Raw genomic sequence first — 9444 nt, 5'->3', positions numbered from 1 at the left:
GATGCCCCTGATCTGTTCAACCTTATCTTCTGTTATTTCAGGCCTTGTCCGATATTCCATACGAATTTCCTTCCACCGCGATTTTCATAATGCAATATTCGACATCGGATGGTTGGAGTTCTGTTTTTTTAAAAATTTTAATCAAAAAAAGCGCGGCATTTATTTCTTTTGATGTTGCGTTTGCCGCGCTTTTATCCTTTTCTCTATTGAATAGGTGATGTTATTTATTTGATAAAGAACATTCTATTTCATGAATGGAAATTAAATAGGACTGTGAATAGTAACCTTGAAACAGCCCGTTATTATTTATACCCTGAAATTTTCTTTTATTTCCCTGCACAAGTCTTCGGGCATTACCACACTTACCGGTTCCTGCATGATTGCCTGAAAAAAGTTCAGATCAGGCGCATAGTCCCTTGTATTCAGAAAGGTCCTGGGTACAATCCGAAAGTGGGCGGGAAAATATCCCTGTTCTCCCGGGCCAAAGAACAACGAGGCATTGAAGCTGTATATATTCTTTTTTAAATAATACTCAAAAATTATACGGAGTCCGGATACAAGCTCGTCAACGTTTTGACCAGTAAATTGTTCAATGTAAAAAACACCGGGAAAAATACACAATATTTCTCCGAGAATGCCCAGTGAAATAAAAGAAGTAAGCCAGTATGAGTCTCCAAGCTTCCCTATATATCTCTCTCCCCTGTTTTGCTCCTCCCGAATAAGTTCCGACCAATAATCCACCTGGTGCTGTTCAAAAAATGTTTTCGATGCTTTAAGTTCATTAAAGAATTGATTGCCAGGGTATTTCGTGGCAAAGTATTGCTGATGCGGGTGAACCAGGCCGCCGCCCGAAGGAGGCATATAGTTCCAGGCCATCAGGTGAAAAGGGATAGACGGGTCCTCTGATTTGACCCTTTTTAAAAATTCAATTCCAACTGAGAATGAATCAGTTAATCTTTTATTATTAAATTCATCCAGAGGAACAACATGATCATCGGTCATTATATTTACGGCGCTATAAGTATCATAAGGGAAAAGGTTGGGAACAAGCAAAGATTCCCCTTGCATCATGCGGCCTTTTAAGATTAATTCATCCGCAAATTTCGGCGTAGCTTGAGTTTTCAGCTCACCGCAAAAAGGGCAGTAACCTTTAACCAATGGATCCTGATACTTTTCCAGGTCAAGTTTCTGTGCATTAATCGCGCCGACATGCGAAAAGTGGCCTGTCTTTCCGGTCAGGGGATCATAACGCACTTGGATATTTTCTTCAGTAGGTTCAAATCCCTTTCGGGGATCTAAAAATACACTTTTCATATAATCAATTTCAAAGGATATTTTGGAAGGCATGGAAACAACCTCAGTTCATTTTTTTATTCTTTTAAAAGCCATCTTCGATATTTATAAAAAATATCCTGCAGCTACAACTAAAACCGGAATGATGTAAGATTCCTACCCATAATGCTTGCCCGACAAAAAATCTGCCACTTACCATAATATGGTATATTTCTTTAATTGTCGTTAAGAGGGAAATTATCAGTTGAGAAAGAATTATTTTATAGAAAGGGAACTTAAGGCATTGCCCTCCCTTTGCTGATGAACTTTCATCCTGCTGCCGGAGCTGCTTTAGCAGCATAGGTCAATCCATTACTTAATACTTAAAAAGGAGCAAATACACCTTTGAAAGACGAAGAACTGAAAAAAAGAAAAAATGAAATATTTTCTTTAATCGCCAAGGATAAGTTTTTAGCCGCGGCAGAAAAATTAATTGCCTTAGAATATACCTGGAGTAAAGAAATTTTTTCTGAATGGCGGCGCAACAGGACAAAAGAGGAAAAAGAATTAGCCGATCAGGCTTATCATTACGAAGAAGATTATTTTCAAGACATGCTTTTAAATGAGTATAAAGATCCGTATGTGTGTTCTACGGAAATGGAAGACGGAACCTGGGAAGAAGTTAAAGCAAATATTTTTAGCTACAGTCATATACTGGACACCTGGATCTTTAAACTAGAAGAAATTGAAGACTGCTGCAGTCAGTGTGTGGGCGCCAGAAAGACAATAACAATTGATCCCGCCCAAATTTCCGCAGGAGAAGATCTTGATCTTACATTACTGCATGAATTAATTCACGCTTTTGAATTTATAATGCCTGACACTCATAAGCAGTATGTTACACTCAGGTTATTTCAAAAACTGGAGCCTCTAATACCGGGCTTGTTGGATAAAATCGAGGCAGATCTTCACACACAATCAAGTGAGCACACTTTACTGTTTTTGCTTAAATCCCTGGACCTGGATTTAAGGTTAAACAAACCACCGGGCACTATATACTCACATAATATAGGAAACCCAGACCTGCTTTAGAATCACGGGGTTTGCCTTATTCGGCCAAAGCTGAAGCCTGTGTCCATTCAACCCCTGCAATTCCTTGCGGGTATCAGACCCATCATAAAAACCCATGTTTCAAATCTGAGAAACATGGGCTCATTAAAATGTTACGTCTCGGCTACAATCCTGCCCATTTCAGGAGAGGATAAGTTTGAAAAATAAAAAGTCTTTATATGCCTTACTGATAGGTGCTCCTATAGGTTGCTTAGGCGGCTTAATCGGTTTAGGCGGCGCTGAGTTTCGGCTGCCGGTACTGGTCGGCTTATTTCAATTCTCAGCCCGTCAGGCTGTATCGCTAAATTTAGCCGTGAGCCTAATAACACTTTTATCATCGCTTATTTTTAGAATCCCCAGTGCTCCTTTTCCCAAATTAGTTCCTCTTGTACCGATAATTATAGCCTTTATTGCTGGAGGAATGAGCGGCGCATATATTGGAGCGCTTTGTGTTAAAAAAATATCTGAACATACTCTGGAAAAGGTTATCCTAGTTCTGCTACTGTTCATTGGGTTGTTGCTCATAGGAGAATCGTTTTCCCCATTTGTAACAGGGGGAATTTCAGCGCCCTTCCCGGTCCTGCTTCTAACAGCCCTGGCGTTTGGCATAGGTATCGGCATGATCAGCAGTATGCTGGGAGTTGCCGGCGGTGAGTTAATTATTCCGACCCTCTTACTTGTTTTTGGCGTCGATATTAAACTGGCCGGGACAGCAAGCATACTGATCAGCCTGCCGACAGTGATTATAGGGCTGGGTAAGCATTATACCAACGGCGCTTTTGCAAACAAAAAAGACCTTTCCGAACTGGTCCTGCCAATGGGAATCGGTTCAATAATCGGTTCATTTATTGGCGGCATGCTAATTATTTATATCTCGGGTAATTGGTTGAAACTTATTTTGGGATCGATTCTAATCATCTCCGCAGTAAAAATATTCAATAAAGTACGGAAGGGAAATAATAAATCCGATTCCATTCAAGAACCTTGCTTGCCTAATTAAAACACGAGCTTGAAAGTATAAGTATTATCAATACTGACATCATTTTAACGCAAAATTAAAAGCGTCTCAATCACTTGAGACGCTTGACTTTTCCTGGTTGCGGGGGTAGGATTTGAACCTACGACCTTCGGGTTATGAGCCCGACGAGCTACCAGCTGCTCCACCCCGCGATAAGATATATTGAATTGTACTGTATTGGTGGAGGGGGTAGGATTCGAACCTACGAAGGCGTAGCCGGCAGATTTACAGTCTGCTCCCTTTAACCACTCGGGAACCCCTCCCGGATCTCTTCATATCTGGAGCCGGCGAAGGGACTCGAACCCATAACCTGCTGATTACAAATCAGCCGCTCTACCAATTGAGCTACACCGGCGACACAATTTTAAAGCCGCCTGGCGGCTTTATTAATGCGTGCAGAACTTATAATAGCAAAAAATACTGTCTGTGTCAATAGGATTGCGTTTTAATTAATGCCCGGCCAAATCTGTCGGTTGTTTTAATAATTAATTTATTCAAGAAGGATTCAGTCGGATACTGTCAAATTAAAACCATACCGGATAATAATTTGTGTTTTTGCTAAAACTTTAAAAAAAGGACATGCGCTATAACAATAACCGGAGGTATTAATTTGAAAAAAACTCTTTTAATCCTGGCAGGAATATTAATCGTCGCAGTGGTTACCGGCTATGCAAGCAAAAATCTGTATTTTTCCTGGAAGGGCAATTTAAAAACAGAACAAGCCAGCCAACAGGCCAGATCTGAAAAAGCTCTTCCGAAAACTCAACCCCAAAACGGGTCAAGTTCAGATAAATCTTCAATTAAAAACTCTTCTGCTCAGAGCTCTTCAACTAAGAAATCTGAAACCCCGGCAAACGGGGGAAAATCAGAAAACATACCCGTATCTTCCCAGTACGGCAGCCTTTCCAATTCACTGCATGGCTGGGGTTTAAAAAGAAACAGCAACCATCTTCAGCCTGAGATGCCGGCCGGCATCCGGCAAACCTTAGCCCAAAACAATGCCTATTGGATAGGCAGCCCGGATGAAAAAACCGTCTACCTTACTTTTGACGAGGGATATGAAAACGGCTATACGACGGGTTTTTTAGATATTCTTAAAAAACAAAACGTCAAAGCGGCATTCTTTATTACAGGGCATTACCTGGAGTCACAGCCGGAACTGGTTAAGAGGATGATTCAGGAAGGACACATCTTGGGGAATCATACGGTAAACCATCCCTCTATGCCCAGTTTGACAGACGGGCAGATCAAGGAAGAAATTGAAAAACTGGCGTCTGATTTCACTGCCCTGACAGGAAATAAAATGTTTTATTTCCGCCCCCCAATGGGTGAATACAGTGAAAGAACACTGGCTGAAACAAAGGACCTCGGCTATTATACTATATTCTGGAGTTTTGCTATGGCCGACTGGATACCTCTTCCGGGGGGTCCGCAGGAGGCCTATCAAACTGTAATGGACAACCTGCATAACGGCGACTTGATACTTTTACACGCCGTATCCAAGGACAATCTGGAATCTCTTGATAAAATGATCAGCGATATAGAGGCTCAGGGATATACGTTCAAAACGCTGGATGACCTGGTTAAAAAATAAACGCTTTATTCTTTCTTAGTAGTACTGAGTACGGCCATAAAAGCTTCCTGGGGAATCTCCACATTACCGACCTGCTTCATGCGTTTCTTGCCTTCTTTTTGTTTTTCCAGAAGTTTGCGCTTGCGGGTAATATCTCCTCCATAGCACTTGGCGAGCACATCCTTTCGTCTCGCCTTGACGGTTTCCCGCGCTATTACTTTATTGCCCACCGCAGCCTGGATAGGCACATCAAAAAGCTGTCTCGGCATAAGGGAGCACAGTTTTTCCACCAACTGCCGCCCGCGCTGGAACGCTTTATCGGCGTGAACTATACAGGTAAGGGCGTCAACAGGCTCGCTGTTAACCAAAATATCCAGCCTGACCAGCCTGCCCTCCCTGTACCCGGCGAGTTCATAATCCAGGGAAGCATACCCCCGTGTGCGGGATTTTAAATGGTCAAAAAAGTCATAAATAATTTCACTTAAGGGAATTTCGTATGTAATCATCACCCGGTTTTCTCCAAGATACTCCATGTTCAAAAACACACCCCGGCGCTCCTGGCAAAGCTCCATGACGGATCCGATATATTCCTTGGGCATCATGATCACAGCAGAAACGAAAGGTTCTTCCGTCTTTTCAAGACTTCCTGCAGAAGGAAGCTTTGCAGGGTTCTCGATATAGTACTCTTCCCTGTGAGTGTTGGTTATCCTGTAAACCACACTGGGAGCGGTTATAATCATGTTTAAACCGTATTCACGCTCTATTCTTTCCTGAACAATTTCCATATGCAGCAGGCCCAGAAACCCGCACCTGAAACCGAAACCCAGCGCAATGGAAGTTTCTGGTTCGAAAACCAGGGAAGCGTCATTTAACTGCAGTTTCTGCAAGGAATCCTGCAAATTTCCATAATCCCCTGTTTCAACCGGGTATAAACCGCAATAAACCATGGGCGTCGCTTTACGGTAACCAGGCAATGGTTCTGATGCAGTATCTCCCTTTGCGGTAATCGTATCACCAACCCGCGTATCTTTGAGATTTTTTATACTAGCCGCAATAAAACCGACTTCACCAGTTCTTAACTTGTCTACAGGGGTCATGGCAGGCCGGAAAAATCCAACCTCGTTTATTTCAAAATCTTTGCCCGATGACATTACGCTAATCCCCATACCATTGCGGAAACACCCGTCGACGACACGCACATAAGCTATTACGCCTTTATAAGAATCATAATGGGAATCAAAGATAAGAGCCCGGGAAGGGGATGATTCGCTGCCTCTCGGCGGAGGAATATGCAAGACTATCTGCTCCAGCACTTCTTCAACACCAGTCCCCAACTTGGCGGAGGCAAGCACCACGCCGGACGCATCCATGCCCAGGATATCCTCAAGCTCTTTTATAACCACTGCTGGATCCGCGTTTGGCAGGTCAATTTTATTTATCACAGGAATTAAAACCAGGTCGTTTTCTACGGCCAGATAGGCGTTTGCCAATGTCTGCGCTTCAATACCCTGAACCGCGTCAACAACCAGCAAAGCGCCTTCACAGGCAGCCAGGCTCCGAGATACCTCATAATTAAAGTCCACGTGGCCGGGAGTATCGATAAGATTCAGTTGATAAACCAGACCGTCGCGGGCTCTGTAGTTAAGTCTTACCGCCTGTGCTTTAATTGTAATTCCGCGTTCGCGCTCCAAGTCCATCTGGTCTAAAACCTGATCGGTCATTTCCCTTTTGCTCAATGCGCCGGTATATTCAAGCAGCCTGTCAGCCAGGGTTGATTTTCCATGATCGATATGAGCTATAATACAAAAATTCCTGATTAACTCCTGGCCATTTCCCATAAAATGATTTACCTCCTAAATAGAAACAAGGTTTATTATACATCGGACATACAAATCTTACAAACTCCTTTACATATAAAAACAGTTGTTAAGAAAGACTATTACCAAACAGTTGTAGGAGGGAACAAGAAAATGAATAAATACAAATCAGCTGTCGTTTTATTCATCGCCTTTCTTGTCCTGGGTGGTTTCGTAATTTTCTCAAACGCCGAAAAAGCCCCGGCGCAAAACCGGCCGGTATACTGGGGCCTTACGGGAAACGATGTATCCCGTCTCCAGCAGACATTATATGACTGGGGTTACTACCCCGGACCGGTTGACGGCGTATTCGGAAACACTACTTACCGGTCGCTGATCAGTTTTCAGGCCAATAACGGATTGGCTTCAGACGGTGTTGCGGGACCGGCGACATGGGCTGCGCTGGGTTTTTCATCAGGCAGTGATCCTGATAGCCAGCCTGCGCCAGCCGAGGTTTCCCGGGGTGTAAGCAACCGTGATGAAACACACCTTCTGGCCAGAGTTATCGAGGGAGAGGCTGCCAACGAATCCTTTGCCGGCAAGGTGGCCGTAGGCGCTGTAATCCTCAACAGGCTGGAAAGCGCAGCTTTTCCGCATTCACTTGCAGGCATTGTATACCAGCCGGGGGCTTTTGAATCGGTCAGCAACGGGCAATACGACCGCCCGCTGACAGACGATTCGCTTAGAGCGGCTACGATGGCCATGAGCGGTTGGGATCCCACCGGAGGCGCCCTGTATTTCTGGAACCCGGCCAAACCGGTCAGTCCCTGGGTATGGACCCGTAATGTAGTTACCCAAATCGGGCGCCACATTTTCGCCAGATAAGGATTTAAGGTTCCTAAAAATTTTAATATCTTGCGGGGGGAGTTATTAAATGTCTACAATACGCTGGCGCCGGCTTCTGCCTTTAGCAATCGCAGTTGTATTGGTGGGCGGCATATTCCTATGGGGCTACCAGCAGTATACTATCCGTAAAAAACTTGAAGTGTCTTTAAACAATAAATATTACCGCTCATTTTATGACCTTCTGGAAAACGTCCAAAACGTCGAAGTACTTCTTTCCAAAGTGCTTGTAGCACAGGCGCCTGAACAGGACAGTAAAATATTTACAGAAATATGGCAGCGGGCTAATGCCGCCCAGGCAAACCTGAACCAACTGCCGCTGACTGACATCGCAACAGGCCGTACTTCCAAGTTCTTAACCCAGGTTGGAGATTATTCTTTCACATTGCTTCAAAAAGTAGCCGCCGGGCAACCCAAGTGTCAAAAAGACTGGAACACCTTGCAAACACTGTATAGACAGACCTCAACACTGAATACCGAGCTCCAGGATACTGAAAGAAGAATTGCTGAAGGCAAACTATACTTGGGCGAACTGGCTCAGCAAACGGGCAGGGTCGTTCAAAAAGAAGGGCCAAAACTGGCCAACGGGAACTTCCAGAAAATCGAGGACAATCTGAAAAGCTTTCCAACACTGATTTACGACGGCCCTTTTTCAGATAAACTGGAAGAAAAGTCAGCAAAGGGAATCACAGGCGCAAAAATTAATGTCTTTCAAGCAAAAACACGTATTTTAGAGCTTATCGAACACAGGCCGGGAACTAAATATATGGTGGAAGGAATTCGTAGAATTGAAGGTAAAATACCCGCTTTTCAGGCCGATCTTATTTCAACATCCGGGAGTTCCGGTGGAAAAGAAAGGCTGAGTGTGGCTGTCAGCAGGCAGGGCGGCAAATTGCTCTGGTATACATTATCCCGTAAAGTCGCCTCCAACAAAATAACCCTTGCCGAGGCCAGGGAAAAAGCTGCGCAATTCCTTTCTGAGAAAGGTTACAAAAATGTAACCCCCATCTATTATGAACAGGGGACGGGGATGGTTGTATTTAACTTTGCCGCAACACAAAACGGGGTAACGCTTTATCCTGATCAAATCAAAGTGACAGTAGCCCTGGATAACGGCCAAATTCTCGGAATCGAGGCAACGGATTACCTGATGACTCACCATCAACGGATCCTTCCCAAACCGGTCCTGACGCTTACCCAGGCCAGGGAAAAACTAAGCCCCCATCTCACAAAAATAAGCAGCGGCCGTCTGACCTTAATCCCCAGGGGAACGGCCAATGAAGTACTTGCTTATGAATTCCGGGGCGAACTCGATCAAGACACATTCCTAATTTATATCAACACATCAAACGGGAATGAAGAGCAGGTCTTGCGGCTGGTAAGGAACAAAGAAGGAATCCTGAGTTTTTAAATACGACGAAAATCTATACACATCCAAGCGGCTTGGGTAAACCAGCTGTTTTACAGGCGCCCTTTGCCGGCCCGGTTGGAAACAATTCATAAATATATTTCAGGTTGAAGCCGGTTTCTTTACAAAGCTTTCTAATCATTGGAGCAACCTGGAAATTTACATAGTATTCTCTTATATAATTAATTACTCTCCAATGATCTTCACTGAGTTCAGAAACACCTTCCGTGGCTGCGAGGGCAGCGGCAATATCCTTGTCCCACGAATTCGGGTCCTTGATAAAACCATCATCATCCACTTCAAATTCCCTGTCGCCGATCTTAATTGCTGACATTCAAAAACCTCCTAATTAACCTTTTACTGT

Annotated in this window: 8 protein-coding genes and 3 tRNA genes; 5 read left to right on the top strand and 6 right to left on the bottom strand. The window is 44.0% G+C overall.

Translation table 11 applies throughout. The annotated features are described in order from the left end of the window. Positions 1–306: 306 nt before the first annotated feature. Positions 307–1347 carry a hypothetical protein gene (locus tag DEH07_08635; protein ID HBY04568.1) on the bottom strand — a complete coding sequence of 347 codons (1041 nt, stop codon included), beginning with the start codon at positions 1345–1347 and terminating at the stop codon, positions 307–309. Positions 1348–1677: 330 nt separating this feature from the next. Between DEH07_08635 and DEH07_08630 the strand changes: the two genes are divergently transcribed. Both DEH07_08630 and DEH07_08625 read left to right on the top strand, forming a co-directional pair. Next, on the top strand, positions 1678–2364 hold the full coding sequence (locus DEH07_08630; GenBank protein ID HBY04567.1) for a hypothetical protein: 687 nt from the start codon (positions 1678–1680) through the stop codon (positions 2362–2364). Between the two features lie 169 nt (positions 2365–2533). After that, on the top strand, positions 2534–3382 hold the full coding sequence (locus DEH07_08625; GenBank protein ID HBY04566.1) for a sulfite exporter TauE/SafE family protein: 849 nt from the start codon (positions 2534–2536) through the stop codon (positions 3380–3382). Positions 3383–3476: 94 nt separating this feature from the next. Here DEH07_08625 and DEH07_08620 read toward each other — a convergent pair. The 3 genes from DEH07_08620 to DEH07_08610 all read right to left on the bottom strand — a co-directional run bounded on the left by DEH07_08620 (position 3477) and on the right by DEH07_08610 (position 3755). Then, a tRNA-Met gene (locus tag DEH07_08620) sits at positions 3477–3552 on the bottom strand. Between the two features lie 26 nt (positions 3553–3578). Beyond that, a tRNA-Tyr gene (locus DEH07_08615) sits at positions 3579–3663 on the bottom strand. Between the two features lie 16 nt (positions 3664–3679). Then, positions 3680–3755 (bottom strand) — tRNA-Thr (locus DEH07_08610). Positions 3756–4010: 255 nt separating this feature from the next. On the opposite strand from DEH07_08610, the gene pdaA reads away from it, so the two are divergent. Continuing rightward, a complete protein-coding gene (pdaA, locus tag DEH07_08605; GenBank protein HBY04565.1) occupies positions 4011–4994 on the top strand; it encodes a delta-lactam-biosynthetic de-N-acetylase in 984 nt (327 codons plus the stop codon). Positions 4995–4999: 5 nt separating this feature from the next. On the opposite strand, the gene DEH07_08600 is transcribed toward pdaA, so the two are convergent. Continuing rightward, positions 5000–6811, bottom strand: a complete 1812-nt coding sequence (locus DEH07_08600) for an elongation factor 4 (protein HBY04564.1) — start codon at positions 6809–6811, stop codon at positions 5000–5002. A 132-nt stretch (positions 6812–6943) separates the two neighbouring features. Here DEH07_08600 and sleB point away from each other — a divergent pair, with 132 nt between their 5' ends. Next, the gene (sleB, locus tag DEH07_08595) at positions 6944–7654 is read left to right on the top strand and encodes a spore cortex-lytic enzyme (GenBank protein HBY04563.1); all 711 of its coding nucleotides are present in this window, start codon (positions 6944–6946) and stop codon (positions 7652–7654) included. 49 nt (positions 7655–7703) lie between these two features. After that, complete coding sequence (ypeB, locus tag DEH07_08590) at positions 7704–9083, top strand: germination protein YpeB (protein ID HBY04562.1); 1380 nt, start codon at positions 7704–7706, stop codon at positions 9081–9083. A gap of 13 nt (positions 9084–9096) precedes the next feature. Here the strand turns inward: ypeB and DEH07_08585 are convergent, their stop codons facing one another. Further along, positions 9097–9414: a sulfurtransferase TusE gene (locus DEH07_08585; protein ID HBY04561.1), complete on the bottom strand. Its 318-nt coding sequence runs from the start codon at positions 9412–9414 to the stop codon at positions 9097–9099. Between the last annotated feature and the right edge of the window lie 30 nt (positions 9415–9444).

The sequence above is a fragment of the Desulfotomaculum sp. genome, from assembly GCA_003513005.1.
GTDB lineage: Bacteria > Bacillota > Desulfotomaculia > Desulfotomaculales > Nap2-2B > 46-80.
This window is presented reverse-complemented; position numbering and strand designations above follow the sequence as displayed.

Bases quoted from the DNA above. Each gene is read 5' to 3' on its own strand.
- ypeB (HBY04562.1), top strand. From the start codon at position 7,704: ATGTCTACAATACGCTGGCGCCGGCTTCTGCCTTTAGCAATCGCAGTT.
- DEH07_08635 (HBY04568.1), bottom strand. From the start codon at position 1,347: ATGCCTTCCAAAATATCCTTTGAAATTGATTATATGAAAAGTGTATTT.
- DEH07_08585 (HBY04561.1), bottom strand. From the start codon at position 9,414: ATGTCAGCAATTAAGATCGGCGACAGGGAATTTGAAGTGGATGATGAT.
- DEH07_08600 (HBY04564.1), bottom strand. From the start codon at position 6,811: ATGGGAAATGGCCAGGAGTTAATCAGGAATTTTTGTATTATAGCTCAT.
- sleB (HBY04563.1), top strand. From the start codon at position 6,944: ATGAATAAATACAAATCAGCTGTCGTTTTATTCATCGCCTTTCTTGTC.